Annotated in this window: 19 protein-coding genes and 2 pseudogenes; 16 read left to right on the top strand and 5 right to left on the bottom strand. The window is 71.8% G+C overall.

Annotated elements, in window-relative coordinates; translation table 11 throughout:
- The first annotated feature begins 26 nt into the window (after positions 1–26).
- The 12 genes and pseudogenes from AMETH_RS19795 to AMETH_RS40475 all read left to right on the top strand — a co-directional run bounded on the left by AMETH_RS19795 (position 27) and on the right by AMETH_RS40475 (position 11,310).
- Complete coding sequence (locus tag AMETH_RS19795) at positions 27–1,073, top strand: 2,5-dihydroxypyridine 5,6-dioxygenase NicX family protein (RefSeq protein ID WP_017982884.1); 1,047 nt, start codon at positions 27–29, stop codon at positions 1,071–1,073.
- Positions 1,070–1,843, top strand: coding sequence for a maleate cis-trans isomerase family protein (locus AMETH_RS19790; protein WP_017982883.1), 774 nt, complete (start codon positions 1,070–1,072; stop codon positions 1,841–1,843). Before AMETH_RS19795 ends, AMETH_RS19790 begins: the two co-directional genes overlap by 4 nt.
- Positions 1,840–3,111: an FAD-dependent oxidoreductase gene (locus AMETH_RS19785; protein ID WP_017982882.1), complete on the top strand. Its 1,272-nt coding sequence runs from the start codon at positions 1,840–1,842 to the stop codon at positions 3,109–3,111. The genes AMETH_RS19790 and AMETH_RS19785 overlap by 4 nt, the downstream gene beginning before the upstream one ends.
- 39 nt (positions 3,112–3,150) lie before the next feature.
- Positions 3,151–4,545 (top strand): MFS transporter, encoded by a 1,395-nt coding sequence (locus tag AMETH_RS19780; RefSeq protein ID WP_017982881.1) that lies wholly within the window; start codon positions 3,151–3,153, stop codon positions 4,543–4,545.
- 19 nt (positions 4,546–4,564) lie between these two features.
- Complete coding sequence (locus AMETH_RS19775) at positions 4,565–5,428, top strand: FAD binding domain-containing protein (protein WP_017982880.1); 864 nt, start codon at positions 4,565–4,567, stop codon at positions 5,426–5,428.
- Positions 5,425–7,827: a xanthine dehydrogenase family protein molybdopterin-binding subunit gene (locus AMETH_RS19770; protein ID WP_017982879.1), complete on the top strand. Its 2,403-nt coding sequence runs from the start codon at positions 5,425–5,427 to the stop codon at positions 7,825–7,827. The genes AMETH_RS19775 and AMETH_RS19770 overlap by 4 nt, the downstream gene beginning before the upstream one ends.
- On the top strand, positions 7,824–8,321 hold the full coding sequence (locus AMETH_RS19765) for a (2Fe-2S)-binding protein (RefSeq protein WP_017982878.1): 498 nt from the start codon (positions 7,824–7,826) through the stop codon (positions 8,319–8,321). Before AMETH_RS19770 ends, AMETH_RS19765 begins: the two co-directional genes overlap by 4 nt.
- On the top strand, positions 8,318–8,977 hold the full coding sequence (locus tag AMETH_RS19760; protein WP_017982877.1) for an SRPBCC family protein: 660 nt from the start codon (positions 8,318–8,320) through the stop codon (positions 8,975–8,977). The genes AMETH_RS19765 and AMETH_RS19760 overlap by 4 nt, the downstream gene beginning before the upstream one ends.
- A complete protein-coding gene (locus tag AMETH_RS19755) occupies positions 8,964–9,650 on the top strand; it encodes an isochorismatase family protein (protein ID WP_017982876.1) in 687 nt (228 codons plus the stop codon). Before AMETH_RS19760 ends, AMETH_RS19755 begins: the two co-directional genes overlap by 14 nt.
- A 1-nt stretch (position 9,651) precedes the next feature.
- Complete coding sequence (locus AMETH_RS19750) at positions 9,652–10,524, top strand: alpha/beta fold hydrolase (protein ID WP_017982875.1); 873 nt, start codon at positions 9,652–9,654, stop codon at positions 10,522–10,524.
- A 59-nt stretch (positions 10,525–10,583) separates the two neighbouring features.
- A pseudogene (locus tag AMETH_RS40480) lies at positions 10,584–10,787 on the top strand (SDR family NAD(P)-dependent oxidoreductase); the annotation flags it as partial.
- Positions 10,788–10,854: 67 nt separating this feature from the next.
- A complete protein-coding gene (locus tag AMETH_RS40475; protein WP_017982874.1) occupies positions 10,855–11,310 on the top strand; it encodes a Rossmann-fold NAD(P)-binding domain-containing protein in 456 nt (151 codons plus the stop codon).
- A 253-nt stretch (positions 11,311–11,563) separates the two neighbouring features.
- Here AMETH_RS40475 and AMETH_RS19740 read toward each other — a convergent pair whose 3' ends face one another.
- The 5 genes and pseudogenes from AMETH_RS19740 to AMETH_RS19725 all read right to left on the bottom strand — a co-directional run bounded on the left by AMETH_RS19740 (position 11,564) and on the right by AMETH_RS19725 (position 14,419).
- Positions 11,564–12,196, bottom strand: a complete 633-nt coding sequence (locus AMETH_RS19740; protein ID WP_223842877.1) for a hypothetical protein — start codon at positions 12,194–12,196, stop codon at positions 11,564–11,566.
- A gap of 198 nt (positions 12,197–12,394) precedes the next feature.
- Entirely contained in the window at positions 12,395–12,646 is a 252-nt protein-coding gene (locus AMETH_RS42675) for a transketolase C-terminal domain-containing protein (protein ID WP_223843233.1), read from the bottom strand.
- An 85-nt stretch (positions 12,647–12,731) separates the two neighbouring features.
- A pseudogene (locus AMETH_RS42670) lies at positions 12,732–13,022 on the bottom strand (transketolase); the annotation flags it as partial.
- A gap of 14 nt (positions 13,023–13,036) precedes the next feature.
- Positions 13,037–13,432 (bottom strand): hypothetical protein, encoded by a 396-nt coding sequence (locus AMETH_RS40470; protein ID WP_017982871.1) that lies wholly within the window; start codon positions 13,430–13,432, stop codon positions 13,037–13,039.
- A gap of 63 nt (positions 13,433–13,495) precedes the next feature.
- Positions 13,496–14,419: a LysR family transcriptional regulator gene (locus AMETH_RS19725; protein WP_017982870.1), complete on the bottom strand. Its 924-nt coding sequence runs from the start codon at positions 14,417–14,419 to the stop codon at positions 13,496–13,498.
- A 318-nt stretch (positions 14,420–14,737) separates the two neighbouring features.
- Between AMETH_RS19725 and AMETH_RS19720 the strand changes: the two genes are divergently transcribed.
- Genes AMETH_RS19720 through AMETH_RS19705 form a run of 4 tightly spaced genes read left to right on the top strand, consistent with a single transcriptional unit; the run spans position 14,738 to position 19,836 of the window.
- Positions 14,738–16,390: an ABC transporter substrate-binding protein gene (locus AMETH_RS19720; RefSeq protein WP_017982869.1), complete on the top strand. Its 1,653-nt coding sequence runs from the start codon at positions 14,738–14,740 to the stop codon at positions 16,388–16,390.
- A gap of 1 nt (position 16,391) precedes the next feature.
- Entirely contained in the window at positions 16,392–17,354 is a 963-nt protein-coding gene (locus AMETH_RS19715) for an ABC transporter permease (RefSeq protein WP_017982868.1), read from the top strand.
- A complete protein-coding gene (locus AMETH_RS19710) occupies positions 17,351–18,202 on the top strand; it encodes an ABC transporter permease (RefSeq protein ID WP_017982867.1) in 852 nt (283 codons plus the stop codon). Before AMETH_RS19715 ends, AMETH_RS19710 begins: the two co-directional genes overlap by 4 nt.
- Complete coding sequence (locus tag AMETH_RS19705) at positions 18,199–19,836, top strand: dipeptide ABC transporter ATP-binding protein (RefSeq protein ID WP_017982866.1); 1,638 nt, start codon at positions 18,199–18,201, stop codon at positions 19,834–19,836. Before AMETH_RS19710 ends, AMETH_RS19705 begins: the two co-directional genes overlap by 4 nt.
- Positions 19,837–19,838: the final 2 nt, after the last annotated feature.

Genomic DNA, 19,838 nt, shown 5'->3' with positions numbered 1-19,838 from the left:
CGGATTATAGGCGGAGGTGGTCAACGATGGACCAGAACCTGTTCAACGACATCTGCTTGCGCCAGCTGACGTTCTCGGGCGTGCACGAGGGCGAGACCGTGGTCGTGCTGACCCGCGGCGGCGAGCGAGCGGAGTACGCCGACGCCTTCCTGTGGGCCGCCCAGCAGCTGGGCGCCGCGACCTACCACATGCGACTGCCCTCGCCGGCCAGCGCGTCCGGCGCCTGGGCCGTGGGTGACTCTGGGCTCGGGAACATCCCCCGCGCGGTCGAGGCGCTCAAGGACGTGGACATGGTCGTCGACTGCACGTTCCTGCTGTTCAGCAAGGAACAGTTCGCGATCCAGGAAGCAGGCACCCGCATCCTCACCGCCGTCGAGCCGCCCGAGCTGCTCGCCCGGCTCATGCCCACCAAGGAACTCCGCGAACGGGTGGAGATCGGCGCCGAGCTGCTCGCCAAGGCGAGCACCATGCGGATCACCAGCCCGGCAGGCACCGACGTCACCTACCGGCTCGGCATGTACCCGACCGTGTCCGAGTACGGCTACACCGACACCCCCGGCCGATGGGACCACTGGCCCGCCGCGTTCGTGTTCACCGGCGGCGCCGACGACGGCGTCGACGGCAAGATCGTGCTCTCGCCCGGCGACGTGCTGCTGCCGTTCAACACCTACGTGCAGACCCCGGTGGAGATCACCATCGAGGAGGGCTTCATCCGGGACATCCGCGGCGGCGCCGGATCGTCCGGTTTGGACGCCGACCTGCTGCGCTCCTACATCGAAAGCTTCCACGACCCCCGCGGGTACGGGATGAGCCACGTGGGCTGGGGCCTGGACGAACGCGCGCACTGGCACGGCCTGACCCAGTTCCCCGGCGGCATGGGCATGGAGCTGCGCAGCTTCTACGGCAACGTGATGTTCTCCATCGGCCCCAACAACGAGCTCGGCGGCCCCAACGACACGCCGTGCCACTTCGACATCCCGATGCGCGGCAACTCGCTCTACCTCGACGACGAGCTGATCGTCGATGCCGGCGAGCTGACCGTCAAGGAAATGCGCCCGGTGGAGAAGCGATGACCGACCACCACATCGGGATGATCGTCCCCAGCTCGAACCTCACCATGGAGACCGAGCTGCCGCGGATGCTGCGCGCCCGCGAGGAGGCCGAGCCGGGGGAGGCGTTCGTCTTCCACTCCGCGCGCGCCCGGATGCAGCACGTCGACCCCGAACAGCTGCGCGCGATGAACGCCCAGGCCGGGCGCGCGGCGGCCGAACTCGCCGACGCCCGCCCGGACGTGGTCGCCACCGCCTGCCTGGTGGCGATCATGGCCCAGGGACCCGGCTACCACTGCACCGCCGAGGACGACATCACCCGCGTCCTGCGCGCCGAGGGCTGCGCCGCGCCGGTGGTGTCCAGCGCGGGTGCGCTGCTGTCCGGCATCGCCGCGCTCGGCGCGCGCAAGATCTCGATCATCACGCCCTACCTGAAGCCGCTCACGAAGGCGGTGGCCGACTACCTCGAGGACGCCGGGGTCGAGGTGGTGGACGCGCTGTCGCTGGAGGTGCCGGACAATCTCGCCGTCGCGCGGCTGGACCCGGCCGACCTGCGCGAGCACTACCGCAAGCTCGATCTGTCCGGAGTGGACGCGCTGGTGCTGTCGGCGTGCGTGCAGATGCCGTCGCTGCCGTCGATCCAGCCCGTCGAGGACGAGATCGGGATCCCGGTCCTGTCGGCGGCCACCGCGACCACGTACCAGATCCTGACCGAACTCGGGCTGGAGCCGCGCGTGCCCGGCGCCGGGCGGCTGCTCGCGGGCACGAGCGACGAGACGAGGAGGCCGGCATGAGCGCGAGCCAGTCGTTCGAAGTCGTGGTCGTCGGCGGTGGCCTGGGTGGCCTGTGCGCGGCGTTGTCGCTGCGGCAACGCGGACTGCGGGTCACCGTGGTCGAAGCGGCGCCGCAACTCGGCGAGATCGGCGCGGGAATCCAGACCGCGCCCAACGCCAGCCGCATCCTCATCGGCCTGGGGTTGCGTCCCCAGCTGGAGCGGGTGCGCACCGAGCCGCAGGACCAGGTCCGCCGCCGGTGGGCCGACGGCAGCATCATCGCCCAGCTGCCGCTGGGACAGCGGGTCATCGACACCTACGGCGCCCCGTACTGGCACTACCACCGGGCCGACCTGCACGGCGTGCTGCTGGACGCGTGCGTCGACCCGGACGGCCACGGCCCGGTGGTGCAGGTCGCGACCGGCGCGCGGGTCGTCGAGCTCGACCGCGCCCAGCCGGAACGCCCGGTCGTGATCACCGCCGACGGCCGCCGCTTCACCGGCGACGTGGTGATCGGCGCCGACGGCATCCGCTCCGCCGTCCGCGACCTCGCCGGGTTCGACGACACCCTGGTGTTCTCCGGCGAGATGGCCTACCGCGCCCTGATCCCCGGCGACCTGGTGGCCCAGGACCCGGCCACCCGGTTCCTCGTCGACCGCTACCACTCGACCATCTGGTACGGCCCGGACAAGCACCTCGTGCACTACATGATCCGCGGCGGCCAGTACCTCAACGTGGTCGCGATCGTGCCGTGCAGTGAGACGATCGAACGGAAGTGGAGCGGTCCGGCGACCGCCGCCGAGCTCGCGGCGGAGTACCAGGACTGGGACGACCGGGTGCCGACCGTGTTGTCGAAGGCCAAGGACGAGGACGTGTCGGTGTGGGCCATGTACCGGCGCCGGCGCGACCCGGTGTGGGTGGACGGGCGGGTCGCCCTGCTCGGCGACGCCTGCCACGCCATGCTGCCCTACCAGGCACAGGGCGCCTCCCAGGCGATGGAGGACGCCGCGGTGCTCGCCGAAGAGCTGGGCCGCGTCACCCGCGACGGGATCGACGGCGCCCTGATCCGCTACGTCGACCGGCGCGCCAAGCACGCGGGGATGGTCCAGGACGCCTCCCTGCAGAACATGAGCTTCTACCACCTCCCCGACGGACCCGAGCAGCGCGAACGCGACGAGAAGCTGCGCCGGTTCGACGGCGAGTCCGACGTGTCCTACGACTGGCTGTGGAACGGCAGCCCGCTCACCGATCCCGACACCGAGTCCATCAACTACCAGTTCGCGCGCTGAGGCGCGCGGAACTGGCCGACAATCGCAACGGAGCGATTCATGCGTACCGGAGATCAGATCGTCCAGGACCTGCCCTGGCGCTGGAGCGTGCAGGGCAAGATCTTCCTCATCGGTGGGCTGGGCTACATGTTCGACGCGTGGGACGTCGCGTTGAACGGGTTCCTCACCCCACTGGTCGGGGCCGAGTTCGGGTTGTCGCCGGGGCAGAAGGGGCTGGTGGCGACCGCCAACCTGATCGGCATGGCGGTGGGCGCCGTCGTGTGGGGGACCGTGGCCGACCGCATCGGCCGCAAACGCGCGTTCAGCGTCACGCTGCTGGTGTTCGCCCTGTTTTCCGTGCTCGGGGCGCTCTCGCCGAACGTGGAGGTCTTCCTGGCCCTGCGCTTCCTGGCGGGGGTGGGTCTCGGCGGGTGCGTCCCGGTGGACTACGCGATCGTCAGCGAGTTCTCCCCGCGGCGGCACCGTGGCCGGGTGCTCTCGGCCATGGACGGCTGGTGGCCAGTGGGCACCACCCTCGCCGCCGTCACGGCCACGTTGCTGGTCCCGGTGTCCGGGAACTGGCGCTGGATGCTGGTGCTGATGATCCTGCCCGCGCTGCTGTTGTTCTGGATCCGGCGCGGAGTCCCGGAATCGCCGTTGTACCTGGTACGCAAGGGCCGGGAAGCGGAAGCCCGCGCGGTCATCGACGAGCTCGTCCGCCGCACGGGCGCGCCCGCTGAGCCGTACTCGATCCCGCCCGCCGTGGTGGAGGACACCCGTGGGGGAGCGGTCACCGCCGCCTTCGACCAGCTGCGCCGGGTGTGGGCGTTCAACCCCCGGATCACCGCGGTCGCCTGGTCGTTGTTCATCAGCGTCATGCTGGTCTACTACGCCGCCCTGAGCTGGATGCCCTCGATCCTGCGCGCCCAGGGGTTCGGCGAGATCGCGGCCTTCGCCTCCACCGCGCTGATGAACGCGCTGGGCATCGTCGGCGTCGCGGTGGCCGTGCTGCTCGTGGAGAAGGTCGGCCGCAAACGGATCGTCGCCGTCGCCGGGCCACTCGCCGCGCTCTCGCTCGTGGTGTTCTCGCTGCTGCTGGGCTCACCCACCGGCGCGGTGATCGCGATCGGCGCGTTCGGCATGCTGGCGCTGGTGGTCATCCCGGTGATGTACGCCTACGTGTCCGAGCTGTACCCGACCGAGCTGCGTGCCTCCGGGTTCGGCTGGGCGTCGTCGTCGAGCCGGGCCGTCACCGGCTTCGCGCCGCTGGTGTTCGGCAGCCTCCTGTGGCCGGTGCTCGGCCTGCCGCTGACGTTCGCCGTGCTGGGCGGGCTCGTGGTGGCCGCGGTCGTGTTCATGATGCTGGGGGCGCCGGAAACCCGTGGTCGCGAGCTCGACCGGATCGCGGAGCCGGTGAAACCCATGGCGCCCGCGACAACCACGCAGGTGCCGTGAGCGAGGAGAGGTTGAGACTGTGAAGCCCGCCGTGTTCGCCTACCACCGGGCCCACGACGTCCCCGACGCCATCGGCCTGCTTCGCGAGCTCGCCGCGGCCGGGGAGGAGCCGAAGCTGATCGCCGGCGGGCAGAGCCTGGTGCCGATGATGAACTTCCGGCTCGCCCGGCCGACGGCCCTGGTCGACCTGGGGCCGTTGCGCCGGGACCCGGCGCTGACCGGGCTGCGGCGCGAAGGCGCGCAGCTGGAGATCGGCGCGCTGGTCACGCACCGGGCGGTCGAGGTGGCGAAGCTGGGGCCGGGCTTCGACGTGCTGTCCCGCGCCATGCGGTGGGTCGGGCACCTGCCGATCCGCTCCCGCGGCACGGTGGCGGGCAGCATCGTGCACGGCGACGCCACTGCCGAATGGTGCCTGCTCGCCCTCCTGCTCGACGCCGTGATCATCGCGGAGGGACTGGGCGGGCGGCGGGAAATCCCGGCCGCGGAGATGTTCCACGGGTTCTACACCACCGCCGTCGAACCGGACGAAGTCGTGACGGCGGTGCGCTTCACGCGGCCGGCGCCGCGGGCGGCGCTGACCGAATTCGCCCGCCGCCACGGCGACTTCGCCATCGTCGACGTCGCGGTCAGCCTGGACGGCGACGGCAGCCGGGTGGTGATCGGCGGGGTGGCGCCCGCGCCCATCCGGGTCCCGGAGGCCGAGGCCGTCCTCGCCGCGGGCGACCCCGGACCGGATCTGTTCGCCGCGTGCGCCGACGCCGCGGCCGGCGCCGTCGACCCGCCCAATGACGCCGCCGGCAGCAGCGCCTACCGCCGCCGGCTCACCCGGACCCTCGTCGCCGGCGCCCTGCACCAGGCCTGGCAGGAAGGAGTGACGCGATGAGCGACGCAGCTCCCGAGTTCGACGGGCGAGGCGGACGCTGGGTCGGCGCCTCGGTGCCCCGGCGGGAAGACCCGCGTCTGCTCACCGGCCGGGGACGCTTCGTCGACGACATCCAGCTGCCCGGCACGCTGCACGCGTGCTTCGTCCGCTCGACGATCGCGCACGGCCGGATCACCGGGATCGACCTGTCGGCCACCCTGGCGGTCGACGGGGTCTTCGCCGCCTACACGGCGGCCGACCTCGACCTCGGCGACATCGTCGCGCTGCTGGACCGCCCGCCCGAGGAGTTCGCGACGACCGCGATGCCGATTCTCGCCAAGGAGAAGGTGCGGTTCGTCGGCGAACCGGTCGCGCTGGTCGTCGCCCGCGACCCCTACGTCGCCGAGGACGGCGCCGAACTGGCCGTGGTGGACTACGAGCCGCTCGGCGCGATCGTCTCCGAGGACACGGCGCTCGCTCAGGACGCGCCCCTGGTCCACGAGGAAGCGCCCGGCAACGTGCTGCTGAACGTGTCCATGTTCGACACCCCGGGAGTGGACGAGGCGTTCGCCGACGCCGGGTGCGTGGTCGAGGTCGTCACCCGCAGCGGACGGCAGAACGCCCTCCCGCTCGAAACGCGCGGGGTGATCGCGTCCTGGGACGACCACGACGACCAGCTGCTCGTGCAGATGTGCACCCAGGTCCCGCACCAGGTGCGCACCGCGCTCGCCCGCTCGCTGCGCGTGCCCGAGCGGACCGTGCGCGTCACCGTCCCGGACATGGGCGGCGGGTTCGGCCAGAAGTGCGTGGTCGGCCGGGAGGAGATCGCGGTCGCGGCCGCGGCCCGGCGCCTGAACCGGCCGGTCAAGTGGATCGAAGACCGGCGCGAGGCGCTGACGGCCGGGTTCCTGGCCAGGGAACAGCGCTACCGCACCCGCGCCGCGTTCGACGCCGACGGGCGCATCACCGCACTGGACGTCGACATCGTGTGCGACATGGGCGCCTACTCCTGCTACCCGTTCACCGCCGGGATCGAACCGCTGATGGCTTCGGCGGAGATGCCCGGCGTGTACCAGGTGCCCGCCTACCGGGTCCGGGCCCGCGCCATCACCAGCAACAAGGCGCCCACCGCACCCTACCGCGGCGTCAGCAGGCCGCAGTACGTGATGGCGATGGAACGGGTCATGGAGCGCGCCGCCCGCGAACTCGGCATCGATCCGCTGGAGATCCGGCGCCGCAACCTGATCACCCAGTTCCCCTACACCGGGGTCAACGCCGTCACCTACGACCCCGGCACCTACCGGGAATCCCTGGACCTGGCCGAAGCCACCCTGCGCGACGAGGGCTGGTACGAGTTCCGGGACAAGGCGGCCGCCGAGGGCAGGCACATCGGCATCGGGTTCTGCTGTTTCTCCGAGCGGACCGGGTACGGGTCGGGCGCCTTCGCCAAACGCAAGATGGCCGTGGTGCCCGGGTTCGACATCTCGGAGATCCGGATGGACACCACCGGCTCGGTCGTCGTCACCAGTGGCACCATGAACCACGGGCAGTCCCACGAGACGACGCTCGCGCAGATCGTCGCCGACCGGCTGGGGCTGCACATCGACCAGGTGAAGCTGCGCCAGGGCGACACCGAGCGCATCGCCTACGGGTGGGGGACCTTCGCGTCGCGGTCGGTGACCATCGGCGGTTCGGCCGTGGCGCTGGCGGCCACGCGGCTGGGTGAGCTGCTGTGCCGGATCGCGGCGCACCTGCTCGACACCCAGCCGGACAACGTCCGTCTCGACGGCGAGGGCGGAGTCGTGCAGATCGACGATCCGGGCCGGCGCGCGTCGTTCGAGGAGATCGCCGACGTCGCCTACCTGCGCAGCAACCTGCTGCCCAAGGACGTCGAGCCGACGCTCACGGCCACCGCGAGCTTCGACGTGCCCGGCGACGGCACCTTCTCCAACGCCACCCACGCCGTGGTCGTGGAAGCCGACCCGGGCACCGGCGGCATCACGATCCTGCGCTACGCGTGCGTGGAGGACTGCGGCGTGGTGATCCACCCGCAGGTCGTCGACGGGCAATGCCGCGGCGGGATCGCCCAGGGCATCGCGGGCGCGCTGTTCGAGGAGGTCACCTACGCCGACAACGGCGAACCGTCGGCCGCCAGCTTCATCGACTACCTGGTGCCGACCGCCACCGAGATCCCCGACATCACCGTGTCCCACCTGGAAACGCCGTGTGCCTTTACCGAGAACGGGGCCAAGGGCGCCGGGGAGGGCGGCACGATCGGCGCGCCGGCCGCGGTGCTCAACGCGATCAACGACGCGCTGCGCCACACCGGGGTCGAACTCGACACCACGCCGGTGCACCCGCAGACCGTGCTCGCCGCGCTCGACGCGGCAGCCGACCCGGAACGGAGCAGGCCCGCATGACCGACCGCCACCTGATCGTCCTGACCGTCAACGGCAGCGAGCACGAAGCCGTCGTCGAGCCGCGCAAGACCCTGCTCGACGTGCTGCGCCACGACCTCGGCCTCACCGGAGCGCACGCGGGCTGCGAGCACGGTGTCTGCGGAGCCTGCACCGTCCTCGTGGACGGCGAACCCGTGCGCGCGTGCCTCGTGTTCGCCGTGCAGGCCGAAGACGCCGACATCCGCACCGTCGAATCGCTCGGCCGGGACGGCGAGCTCGCCGACCTGCAGCAGGCCTTCCGCGAGCACCACGGTCTGCAATGCGGCTTCTGCACACCGGGATTCCTGATGCTCGCCGAGGGATTCCTCGCCCAGCAGCCCGACGCGGACCGCGACGAGATCCGCGAAGCGGTCTCGGCGAACCTGTGCCGTTGCACCGGTTACCAGACCATTGTGGACGCCATCGCGGCGACCGCGGCCCGCCGCCGTGACACCGAGAAGGAAGCGACGAAGTGATCCTGGAAAACCAGCTGTCCGTCCCGGCCGAGCCCGACGCGGTGTTCGCCCTGATCAACGACGTCGAGCGGGTGGCGAGCTGCCTCCCGGGCGCGACCCTCGACGGTCAGGAGGACGGCGCCTACCTGGGCCGGGTCAAGGTCAAGGTAGGCCCCATCACCGCCGCCTACTCCGGCCGGGTGCGGTTCACCGAAGTCGACACCGCGGCCCGGCGGTTGCGGCTGTCGGCGCGCGGAGCGGATACACACGGCAACGGGGACGCCGAGGCCGACGTGACGCTCACCGTCCGCGAGGCCCCCGGCGGCGCCACCATCGACCTGCGCACCGACCTGTCCATCCGCGGCAAGCTCGCCCAGTTCGGCAAGAGCGCCATCAGCGCCGTGTCGGCCCGGTTGCTCGACCAGTTCGCCCGCAACCTCGCCGGCCAGCTGAGCGCGCCGGGGGAGGAGCCCCGCCCGGCCGCCGCCCCGCGCACGCCGGCCCCGGCCGACAGCGGCGAATCCCTCGACGGGCTGGCGATGCTGCTTCCCCCGGGCGTCAAGCGGTACGCCCCGATCGCGGCCGCCGCTGCGCTGGGACTGTTCCAGGGCTGGCTGCTGGGCCGGATCCGCACCCAGGACAAACTGATCAAGGAGTTGCAGCGTGCCCGTCGATGACCACCACCCCGGACTACACGGCGCGGAGACCGACGCCGTCTACGACCGGGCCGGGTTCGGTGCCACCGTCCCTCGTGGACAGTGCCCGGTCCTGGTCGTGGTCGACCTGACCCGCGGCTTCACCGAACCCGGGTTCCCGTCCGGGGCCGACCTCACCGCCGAAGTGACCGCGGCCGCCGCACTCGTGACCGCGGCCCGGCGCGGTGACGTCCCGGTGGTCTACACCGCGATCAGCTACACCGCCGCCGAGGCCGACGGCGACGGCGTGGCCTGGCTCCGGAAAGCGCCGGGCATGCGCAGCCTCCGCGAAGGGAGCGACGCCGTCGCGCTCGACCCCCGGCTGGACTGCCGCGACAGCGACCACCTCGTGCTGAAGAAGGGCGCCTCGGCGTTCCACGGAACCGGGCTGGCCGCCCTGCTCACCGGCCTCGGCGCGGACACCGTGCTCGTGTGCGGCGCGACCACCTCCGGGTGCGTGCGGGCGACCGCCGTGGACGCCGTGCAGTCCGGCTTCAACACCCTCGTGGTGCGCGAAGCCTGCGGCGACCGGGCCCGCGGGCCGCACGACGCCGCGTTGTTCGACCTGCACGCGAAATACGCCGACGTGATCGGCCTGGACGACGCCGTGGCCTACCTCGGCGCGCCCGATCGAGCCGGCAGAAAGGTTTCCTGACATGGTGATCCCGTCCGAGTCCCCGGCCGCCCGCACACTGAGCCAGCCCGCGCTGGCCGACCTCGCCGACATCCCCGCGACGAGCCGCTGGGTCCGGTCCGGCGCGGTGCGGCTGCACGTGCTCGACTACGGACCCGACAACGGCGTCCCGCTCCTCGTGCTGCCCGGCATCACCAGCCCGGCGATCACGATGGACTTCGTGGCCCGCGAGCTCACCGATCTCGTGCGCCCGCTGGTGCTCGACGTCCGCGGCCGCGGACTGTCCGACAGCGCGGACACCGGGCCGGCGGGCTACGACCTGGGTAGCTACGCCGCGGACGTCGACGCGGTTGTCTCCGGCCTCGGCCTGCGACGGCCCATCCTGCTCGGACACTCGATGGGCGCGCGGATCGCGGCACGGGCCGCTGCCGGCGGCAGCCGCGAGCTGCGCGGTGTCGTCCTGGTCGACCCGCCGATGAGCGGCCCGGGGCGGGGCGCCTACCCCACCACCCTGGAGGCCTTCCTCGGGCAGCTGGACCAGGCCCGCCGCGGCACCGATGCCGACGAGGTGGCGCAGTCCTGGCCCCGGTGGCCGCGCCGCGAGCAGGAGCTGCGCGCGCGGTGGCTGTCGTCGTGCTCCCGCACCGCCATCGCGACCACCCACGCCGGCTTCGAGGCCGAGGACTTCTTCGACGACTGGCCGCACGTGCCCGCCCCGGCGGTGCTCCTGTACGGCGGCGACAGCCCGGTCGTCACCGCCGACGGCGCCGCCGAAGCCGCCCGCGCCAACCCGGCCGCCGAACTGGTGCCGGTGCCCGGCGCCGGGCACATGGTGTTCTGGGACGAGCCCGAAACAGCACTGCCCACCCTGCGCGACGCGCTGCGGAAACTCTGAGCCCGCCCGCAGCGTGGCACTTCCCGCGGACGGCGGTCACGTAGCACGCTGGCGGCACCATGGCACGCATCTTCATCACCGGTTCCGCCGACGGCCTCGGCCGCCTGGCCGCCCAGACCCTGCTCGACGACGGGCACCAGGTCGTCCTCCATGCCCGCAGCCGCGCACGGCTCACCGCGGTGTCCGCACTCCTCGACCAGGGCGCCGAGGCTGTCACCGGGGACCTGTCCGATCCACGGCAGACCCGCGGGGTCGCCGAGCAGGTGAACGCCCTCGACCCGGTGGACGTGGTGATCCACAACGCCGGCGTCTACACCGGCGCGCGCATCGGTGAACGTCGTCGCCCCCTACCTGCTGACGGCGCTGGTCCGGCGTCCGGCGCGGCTGATCTACCTCAGCAGCGGCATGCACCACGGCGGGCGGCCGGACGTGCGCGGCCGGGACTGGGCGGGCCGGCGCGCGACGGCGTCCTATTGGGACAGCAAGTTGTTCGTGACGGCGCTGACGTTCGCGGTCGCCCGGCTGTGGCCGGGCGTGTCCGTGAACGCGGTCGGCCCGGGCTGGGTGCCGACGAAGATGGGCGGCCCCGGCGCCCCCGACGACCTCCGCGAGGGCCACCGCACCCAGGACTGGCTCGCCACCAGCGACGACCCGCGCGCCCGCACCGCCGGCGGCTACTGGTACCACGAGCAGTCGCGCGAGCCGCGCGCCGCCGCCAGGGACGAGCGGTTCCAGGACGAGCTCCTGTCCGAGCTCGCGTCCTTCACCGGCACCCGCCTGGCGTAGGGCTACCCCACGTGCTCCGCGCGGTCCCGGAACACCGTGCCGAGCGGCCACGCCAGCTGCGACGTGTCTACTGGAGGTTGCGGCAACGCCGCGCCACGGACGCCTGGCTGGACGCCCTTCCGTCGTCCCGGCGAACAGTCGCGTACGAGCAGAACGGAGGCTTTGCCAGGCGCAACAGCGACACGTGAAAGCGATGGCCGGATGCCTGGCGATCATCTCCGGCGCATGAGCACCGAGGGGCGCACCCGGCGTGCTAGACGTTCGTCGGGCAGGCTCCGGTTGCCGGGATCACCGGGGCCGGCTCGAAGGCCTGCACCGGTGCCGTGCAGCCGGTGGGTACCAGGTGGTCGTCCTGCTGCACGTAGGTCACCCAGTACAGCGGGGCGAGCGCGAAGCTGGGCTCGTAGGTGCTCTGCCGCACCGCGGCGTCCGGCAGGGCGTCGGCGTTGAGGTCGCGCACGTCGGCCGCGACGCCCTCCACCGCGGTGTCCACCGTGATCTTCGTGTCGAGCCGCAGCGCCGCGACGGCGGCCGAGTGCGCGCCGAACTCGAACGCGACGGAACAGCGCCCCGCGCCGCAGAGGCCGGCCGTCACCCGCTCGTAGGGCTGCCCGTCGCTGCCGCGGACCTGCGTCGTGCCGACGAGACTTGCGCCGTCCCAGTACGCCAGCACGTTGCCGCCGACTCCGTGCAGCCCGTCCAGCCGGTGCCCGCCCTCCAGCGGGACGGAGAACACGGTTTCGCAACCCTGTTCGCAGCCCGGCACGACCGGCGGCGGCCCGGCAACCTGCGGTGCCGCAGGCCTCGTCATCTCAGTGGCCGACGGGATCGCCAACGTCAAGACGCCCAGCAAGGCCAGCATGCAGCGGCGAAGCCCCCTCTTCATGTGCTCCATTGTGACCCGTTCCGGACGGGGCCTGCAGGGCGGTGCGGCAGCGGAACCTGAGGCGGAGCCTGGTCCTGTGATCGCCGCGGGGCCTCGCGGCCATCGTCGGCCGGCGGGCGGACCGGGCGCGTCCGTGAGGAGCGGCCTGCCGGTGCCGGAGCCCGTGCGGCCCCCCCCGCGCGCCCCGGCACCGGCCGGTCACCTCACCGCCGCCCGGGCGGCCCGGGCGATTCCCTCCGCGTCGAGCCGGTAGTGCCGGTACAGGTGGGTCGGCGGTCCGATGAGGGCGTACTCGTCGCGCAGGCCGTGCCGGACCACCCGTGCCCGCAGGCCCTGCTCGGCGACGACCTCGGCGACCGCACCGCCGAGCCCGCCGAGAACGCTGTGCTCTTCGACGGTGAAGGCCCGGTCGTCGCCGTCGTAGACATCCGGGTCCTGTCCGCGGCCGATGCGGAAGTAGATCGGCCCGGGGCCAGTCCGCCGCGGCGCGCAGGGCCGAGCGCAGCTGAGCCGCGTCGGCCGGAGCGATCACCGTCAGCCCGGCGATGCTGCGCGTGATGGCGAGGTCCTCGGTCGCATGGTGGGAGGTCCCGCAGTAGCCGAGGGTGATGCCGGCGTGGTGGCCGATCAGCCGGACCGGGAGCTTGGTGTAGGCCACGTCGGTGCGGATCTGCTCGCAGGCCAGCAGCGCGAGGAACGAGGCGACGGTGGCCACGTAGGGCTGCCAGCCGGTGGTGGCCAGCCCCGAGGCGGTGGAGACCATGTGCTGCTCGGAGATGCCGAACTGGACGTAGCGGTCCGGGTGGCGCTCCTGGAAGCGGACCAGGCCGTTGGAGTACTTCAGATCGGCGGTCCCCGCGACGATGGGATGCCCTCGTCGACCAATTCCGACAGGGTGTCGGCGATGATCACCACCGGGCTGGTGCGCGTGGCGCCGGCGACGACCTGACGCAGCAGCCCGAGCAGCGCGGCGACGTCGTGACCGTCGACCCGGTGCGCCTGCCAGCCGAAGGCGGTGCCCAGCCGCGGGTACTCGTCCGGCTCCGCCGGTTCGAAGAACCCCCAGTCGGCCCGGAGGGGGGTAGAGCGTGGCCGCGGCGGCTCGAGTCGCTCAGGACGCGTCAGTACCCGCACGCCGTGCCCGACCGGGCTCTTCGGGCGATCCAACGCGACCGCCGGCTCACTCGCGGTCGCCGCTCGCTCGGTGTGCGCCCGGTTCTCGTTTGGTGTCACCATCGCCGGGGCCTCCCGCGCACGAGGTGCCCTCGGAGTGAGGGAGCGGATGCTCGCCGACGAGGTTCAGGTCGTGCGGCTCCCCGTCGTGCCCGGCCAGGTGGCGCGGTCGCTGATCGCCGCTTTCAGTGCCTGCGCGACGGTGGCCACGGCGGGGTGGCCGGCCGTGCCCCGGCGGCGGCTGACCGAGATCTGCCGCGTTCCGTGGGCCACCGAAGCGGCCACCAGGTGGGACAGTTCGGGCGGCACGGCCAGCCGTGGCACGATGGTGGCCCCCGCGCCGGCCTCGACCAGGCGCGCCATGTCGCCGAAGTTGTCGATCCGGTGGGCGATCTGGGGCGTGAAGCCGGCGGCCCGGCAGTTGTGCAGCAGCGAGTCGATCGACGGGGCGCCCTCCGAGGCCGCTATCCAGTCGGCTTCGGCCAGCGCGCGCAGGCCGTCCCGCTCCACCCCGGCGTGCGCGGGCGGTGGCGCCAGCAGCACCAGCGGGTCGGCCACCAGGAACTCCGACTCCAGACCGTCGGGCAGGGTTTGGCTGCGGAACGAGTAGTGGTAGGTGATCGCCAGATCCGCCTCGCCCGCCCGCAGCGCGTTCAGCGCCGGCTCCTTGATCGCGGTGACCAGCCGCAGCTTCACCTCCGAGTGCCGCAAGCGGTCCAGCACGGGGCGGGCGAGCGCCATCAGCGCGGTGCGGAACCCCACCAGGGTCACCGTCCCGGACGTGCCCTCCCGCGCGGCCGCGACCGCGCTTTCGGCCTCGTCCAGCGCCTGCAGCACCTTCGCGGCGTGCCGGACCAGCACCTGCCCGGCGTGGGTCAGCCGCAGCACCCGTCCGTCACGGCGCAGCAGCGTGCTGCCTGCCTCCTGCTCCAGCGCCCGCAGCTGCTGGGACACCGCGGAGGTGGTGATGCCGTGCAGCTCCGACACCGCGCCGAGCGTGCCGTGCTCGGCGAGGTCGCGGATCAGCAGCAGCCGCCGGACGTCGTACATTCCCACAGCCTGGAACAGGCTTGGGCGCTTGTCGACGCTTCCCACATAATGACCAGGCGCCTTCCGTTAAGCGAAACTGCACGAAACCCGTAGTGGGATCGAGTTGTTCCGCGACAGCGTCCACATAGGACGCAACATGTCGTCTTGATCCGTGGGATCCGTTGGAAGAGCCCGTGATGCGCCGTATCGTCGCTTCTGGCACCGGCGCTCTCATCCACCATCCACAAAGGATGCTCCAGTCCCCACGGGAGAAGTGCAATGTCCGATCTTCGCAGTACCCTCGCCAACGCCGGGGCCCCACGCCGCAGATGGCGCTGGGTGGCCGCGGCGATCGCGGTCGTCGTGATCGCCGGGATCGTCGTCGCGGTCGTCCGCGGCGGCGGCTCCGGCGAGGCCACGGCCGCCGGTCAGCCCGTGCGCGGCGGCACCCTGCAGTTCGCGCTGATCGACTACCAGCGCAGCCCCGACCCGCAGTGGGGCACCAACTACGCCGAATCGCTCATCGGCAACAACATCACCGACAAGCTCACCTGGCAGGACCCGGCCACCGGTGAGATCACGCCGTGGCTGGCGCAGTCCTGGGAGTACAACAGCGACCTCACCGAGTTCACCTTCCACCTGCGCCGGGACGTGACCTTCAGCGACGGCTCGCCATTCGACGCCGAGGTGGTCAAGGCCAACTTCGACCAGTACGTCCACGGCGACCCCGCGCTGGGCATCCTGCCCAACGGCGCCTCGCTGCTGCGCGGCTACCGCGAAACCCAGGTTCTGGACCCCTACACCGTCAAGATCAGCTTCGCGCAGCCGCTGGCCAGCTTCCTGCAGGCCTCCTCGTTCACCGCGAACGCCCAGCCCGGGTTCCTGTCCCTGTCGACGCTCAAGCTCAGCGCCGACCAGCGCACCGACCCGACGAAGGTGATCGGCACCGGCCCGTTCGTCTACGAGTCGTGGGAACCGCAGGTCAAGACCGTCCTGGCGCGTCGTGCCGGCTACCACTGGTCGCCGCCCGCGCTGCACCACGAGGGCGAGGCCTACCTGGACAAGGTCGTGTTCAACACGATCCCGGAGGCCAGCGTGCGCACCGGCTCGCTCGTCTCGGGCACCGTCGACGCCACCCTGGACGTCGGCACCACCGACGAGAAACCGCTGGCCGACCAGGGGTTCCAGATCATCCACCGCGGCGTCTCGGGCACCGCGATCTACTTCGCCTTCAACAGTTCGCTGTTCCCCACCAACGACATCGCCGTGCGCAAGGCCATCCAGCTCGGCTGGGACCGGCAGGCGATCGAGAAGACCATCCTCACCCCGTCCTACTCGATCGCGAAGTCCATCCTCGAACCGTCGGTGCCCGGATTCGCCGACTACAGCGGCTCGGTCCTGAGGTACGACCCGGATCAGGCCAGGCGGCTGCTGGACCAGGCGGGCTGGGTGCCCGGGGCGGACGGTACCCGCGTGAAGGACGGCCGCAAGCTCACCGTGAAACTGCTGGGCATCAGCAACCTGGTGGTGAACAAACCCGCCTACGAGTCGGTGCAGCAGGACCTGCGGGAGATCGGCATCGACCTGCAGCTCACCGTCGTCCCCATCCCGGACTACACCGCGCAGCAGGCCAAGGCGAAGACCGACTGGAACATCACCGCCGCCAACCGCTCGCGCAACGACCCGGCCGCGCTCACGTTGCAGTTCGGTCCTTCGGCGGGCAACAGCACCTACCTCTCCGCGGACTCCACGGACGTGGACGTGAACGAGGTCGCGCAGGTGCTGGGCAAGCTGGAAACCACCCTGGACCCGGCGACCCGCAACGCCTACGCGAAGCAGGCGCAGGACATCCTGCTGGAGAAGTACGCGCTGGTGAACCCGGTCTACAACCCCTCGCAGGTCATCGCGCACGCCCCGTACGTGCACGGGATCGTCTTCGACGCGCAGTCCCGCAACCACTTCGTGGACGCCTGGAAGAACCCCGGGAACTGACATGCTGCGATACCTCGCCGGCAAGGCCGGCCGGGCGGTGTTCGTGGTCTGGGCCGCCTTCACGCTGACCTTCATCCTGCTCTACGTCCTGCCTGCGAACCCGGTCGACCTGCTCTTCGACCCGGCCGAGGTCAACTCGGTGCCGCCGGAGGTGAAGGCGGCGGTGGCCGAGAGCTACGGCTTCACCGAGCCGGTGCTGGTGCAGTACCTGGACCGGCTCGGGCACGCGGTCCACGGTGATTTCGGCACCTCCGCCCAGACGGGCGCGTCGGTGGCCTCCTCGATCGCGGGTGTCCTGCCGGCCACGCTCGGCCTGGCCGTGGGAGCGCTGGCCCTCGCGCTGGTCATCGCGTTCGTCATCGCGCTGGTGGCGACCGCGACCCGGCAGCGGTGGCTGCGCAACCTGGTGGAGTCGCTGCCGACGGCGTCGGTGTCGATTCCGGTGTTCCTGTCCGGGATCCTGCTGCTGCAGATCTTCGCGTTCCGGCTGGGCTGGTTCCCGGCGTTCGGCGAGCGGGGCTGGCAGAGCCTGGTGCTGCCGCTGGTCACGCTGGCGATCCCGGTGTCCGGGCCCATCGCGCAGCTGCTGGTGCGGTCGTTCGCCACCGAGTTCCGCTCGGGGTACGTCACGACCAGCTGGGCCAAGGGCGCCACCCGCGCGCGGATCATCGTCGGCGACGTGTTCCGCAACGCGAGCCTGCCCGCGCTGACGATCGCCGCGGTGACGTTCGGCAGCCTCATGGTCAACGCGGTCATCGTGGAGACCGTGTTCGCCCGCAAGGGCCTCGGCCGGATGACCCAGACCGCGATCAACACCCTCGACCTGCCGCTGGTGCAGGGGATCGTGGTGTTCGTCGCCGCCGCGTTCGCGCTGATCAACCTTGTCGTGGACCTGGTGTACCCGCTGCTGGACCCGCGTCTGCGCGCCACGCTCGCGGTCGCCGGGGGAAGGGGGACCCGATGACGGCGACCGTGCTGGCGCCCAGCCGGTCCGGCGCGCTGCGGCGACTCGGGGAGGCGGCGCGCCGGCGCGGGCTGGTGCTGGCGTGGGTGATCGTGCTGGTGGCGCTCGGGTGGGCGCTGTTCCCGTCGCTGTTCACCTCCTACAGCCCCTACGCCGGCGACCCGGACGCCAGCTTCGCCCCGCCCGGCGCCGAGCACTGGTTCGGCACCGACCGGCTGGGGCGGGACCTGTTCGCCCGCACCGTGCACGGGGCCGGCACCACGCTGACCGCGACCCTGTTCGCGGTGCTGATCGGGTTCGGCGCCGGCTCGCTGCTGGGGCTGGTCGCCGGGTTCGCCCGCGGCTGGGCCGACACCGCGATCATGCGGGTGGTCGACGTGTTCCTGGCGATCCCGAACCTGTTGCTGGCCATGGTGATCGTGTCGGTGCTGGGTTACGCCACCGACAACATCGCCCTCGCCGTGGGGATCTCCTCGATCGCGTCGTTCGCCCGGGTGATGCGGGCCGAGGTGCTCTCCGTCGCCTCACGGGACTACGTACGCGCGGCCTACGGGCTGGGGGTGCGCAGACTCGGCGTCGTGGTGCGGCACATCGTGCCGAACTCACTGAGCTCGGTGCTCGCACTGGCGGCGCTGGAGATCGGCTCGGCGATCCTGTCGGTCGCCGGGCTCGGGTTCCTCGGTTACGGCGCCCCGCCGCCGGAGCCGGAGTGGGGGCTGCTGGTGGCCGAGGGCCGCGACTTCGTGGCCGTGCACCCGTGGATTTCGCTGCTGCCGGGCGTGGCGCTGGCCGCGGTCGTGCTCGCCACCCACCGGATCAGCACGTCGTTGAGAAAGGACCACGGATGAGCGAGGACCCGCTGCTGCGGATCACCGGCCTGGCGGTCGACTACCGCACCGGCCGTCGTGCCTGGACCACCGCGGTCCACGACGTCAGCCTGCACGTCGAACCCGGCGAGTTCGTGTCGCTGGTCGGCGAGTCCGGATCGGGCAAGACCACCGTGATCCAGGGTGCGCTGGGCCTGCTGCCGGACTCGGCGCGGATCCGGTCGGGCACCATCGAGTTCTCCGGTGTGGACGTGACCGGGTGGAACGACCAGCGGATGGCGCTGGTGCGCGGCAACCACGTGGGGTTCGTGCCGCAGGACCCGAACACCTCACTCAACCCGGTCAAGCGGATCGGGCAGCAGGTGGTCGAGGCGGTCCGCTTCAACGAACCGGGCAAGCGGACCGCGGCCGAGCACCGGGCGGCCGCGCTGGAGAGCCTGCGCACCGCGGGCCTGGCCGACGCGGAGCGCGTGTTCGGGCAGTACCCGCACGAGTTGTCCGGTGGCATGAAACAACGCGCGCTCATCGCGATCGCACTGGCGGGCAAGCCGAAGATCATCGTCGCCGACGAGCCCACCAGCGCGCTGGACGTGACGTTCCAGAAGGTCATCCTGGACCACCTGGAGCGGCTGCGCGAGGAGCTGGGCATCGGCATCCTGCTGGTCACCCACGATCTCGGGGTGGCGCTGGACCGGTCGGACCGCATCCTGGTCATGCGGGGCGGGCGGATCGTCGAATCCGGTCCGGTGCGGGAGGTGCTGGACGCCACCGCCGACGACTACACGCGACAGTTGCTCGACGCCAATCCGGCGCGTCACACCGGGCGGCTGGAACCGGCGTCCGGCATCCCGGTGGTTCCGGGCGAGGTGGTGTTGCGGGCGAACGGCCTGAGCAAGACCTACCAGCTGCGGGGCCGCGGTGAGCTGCGTGCCCTGGATGCCGCGGATCTGGTGGTGCGCAAGGGAACCACGCACGCGATCGTGGGCGAGTCCGGGGCGGGGAAGTCCACGCTGGCGAGCATCCTGGCCGGCTTCACGACCGCCGAGGCCGGCACGGTCCACCTGGGCGAGCGTTCGCTCACCGGGCTGCGCGGAGCCGAGTTGCGCGCCGTGCGCCGGGACCTGCAGTTCGTGTTCCAGAACCCGTTCACCTCGCTCGACCCGCGGTGGACGGTCGCCAAGCTGGTGGCCGAGCCGTTGCGCGCGTTCGGGCTGGGCGGCACCCGGCGTGAGCGGACCGGCCGGGTGGTCGAGCTGCTGACGGCGGTGGCGCTGGACGAAAGCCACCTGCACCGCCTGCCCGGTCAGCTGTCCGGTGGTCAGCGGCAGCGGGTCGCGATCGCCCGCGCGCTGGCGCTCACCCCGCAGGTGCTGGTGCTCGACGAGGCGGTCAGCGCGCTCGACGTCGTGGCGCAGGCGCAGATCCTGCAGTTGCTCGTCGACCTGCAGGCCGAGTTCGGGCTGAGCTACGTGTTCGTCACCCACGACCTGGGCGTGGTCCGGCTGATCGCGCACGACGTGTCCGTGATGAAGGACGGCGCGGTGGTCGAGACCGGCCCGGTGGAGCGGATCTTCGGCGCCCCGGAGCACCCCTACACCCGAGAACTGCTGGACGCGATCCCCGGCACGCGCCTGGCCGCGGCCGGCGCGCGGTAAGG

The sequence above is a fragment of the Amycolatopsis methanolica 239 genome (assembly GCF_000739085.1).
In the GTDB taxonomy this organism is placed as follows: Bacteria; Actinomycetota; Actinomycetes; order Mycobacteriales; family Pseudonocardiaceae; genus Amycolatopsis_E; species Amycolatopsis_E methanolica.
Note: the sequence above shows the minus strand (reverse complement) of the source record. Positions and strands in the feature narration are given on the sequence as shown.

What these genes read in the sequence shown, in the direction of transcription:
- AMETH_RS19795 (WP_017982884.1), top strand. Translation starts at nt 27, where the DNA reads ATGGACCAGAACCTGTTCAACGACATCTGCTTGCGCCAGCTGACGTTC.
- AMETH_RS19790 (WP_017982883.1), top strand. Translation starts at nt 1,070, where the DNA reads ATGACCGACCACCACATCGGGATGATCGTCCCCAGCTCGAACCTCACC.
- AMETH_RS19785 (WP_017982882.1), top strand. Translation starts at nt 1,840, where the DNA reads ATGAGCGCGAGCCAGTCGTTCGAAGTCGTGGTCGTCGGCGGTGGCCTG.
- AMETH_RS19780 (WP_017982881.1), top strand. Translation starts at nt 3,151, where the DNA reads ATGCGTACCGGAGATCAGATCGTCCAGGACCTGCCCTGGCGCTGGAGC.
- AMETH_RS19770 (WP_017982879.1), top strand. Translation starts at nt 5,425, where the DNA reads ATGAGCGACGCAGCTCCCGAGTTCGACGGGCGAGGCGGACGCTGGGTC.
- AMETH_RS19765 (WP_017982878.1), top strand. Translation starts at nt 7,824, where the DNA reads ATGACCGACCGCCACCTGATCGTCCTGACCGTCAACGGCAGCGAGCAC.
- AMETH_RS19750 (WP_017982875.1), top strand. Translation starts at nt 9,652, where the DNA reads ATGGTGATCCCGTCCGAGTCCCCGGCCGCCCGCACACTGAGCCAGCCC.
- AMETH_RS19740 (WP_223842877.1), bottom strand. Translation starts at nt 12,196, where the DNA reads ATGAAGAGGGGGCTTCGCCGCTGCATGCTGGCCTTGCTGGGCGTCTTG.
- AMETH_RS40470 (WP_017982871.1), bottom strand. Translation starts at nt 13,432, where the DNA reads ATGGTGACACCAAACGAGAACCGGGCGCACACCGAGCGAGCGGCGACC.
- AMETH_RS19725 (WP_017982870.1), bottom strand. Translation starts at nt 14,419, where the DNA reads ATGTACGACGTCCGGCGGCTGCTGCTGATCCGCGACCTCGCCGAGCAC.
- AMETH_RS19715 (WP_017982868.1), top strand. Translation starts at nt 16,392, where the DNA reads ATGCTGCGATACCTCGCCGGCAAGGCCGGCCGGGCGGTGTTCGTGGTC.
- AMETH_RS19710 (WP_017982867.1), top strand. Translation starts at nt 17,351, where the DNA reads ATGACGGCGACCGTGCTGGCGCCCAGCCGGTCCGGCGCGCTGCGGCGA.
- AMETH_RS19705 (WP_017982866.1), top strand. Translation starts at nt 18,199, where the DNA reads ATGAGCGAGGACCCGCTGCTGCGGATCACCGGCCTGGCGGTCGACTAC.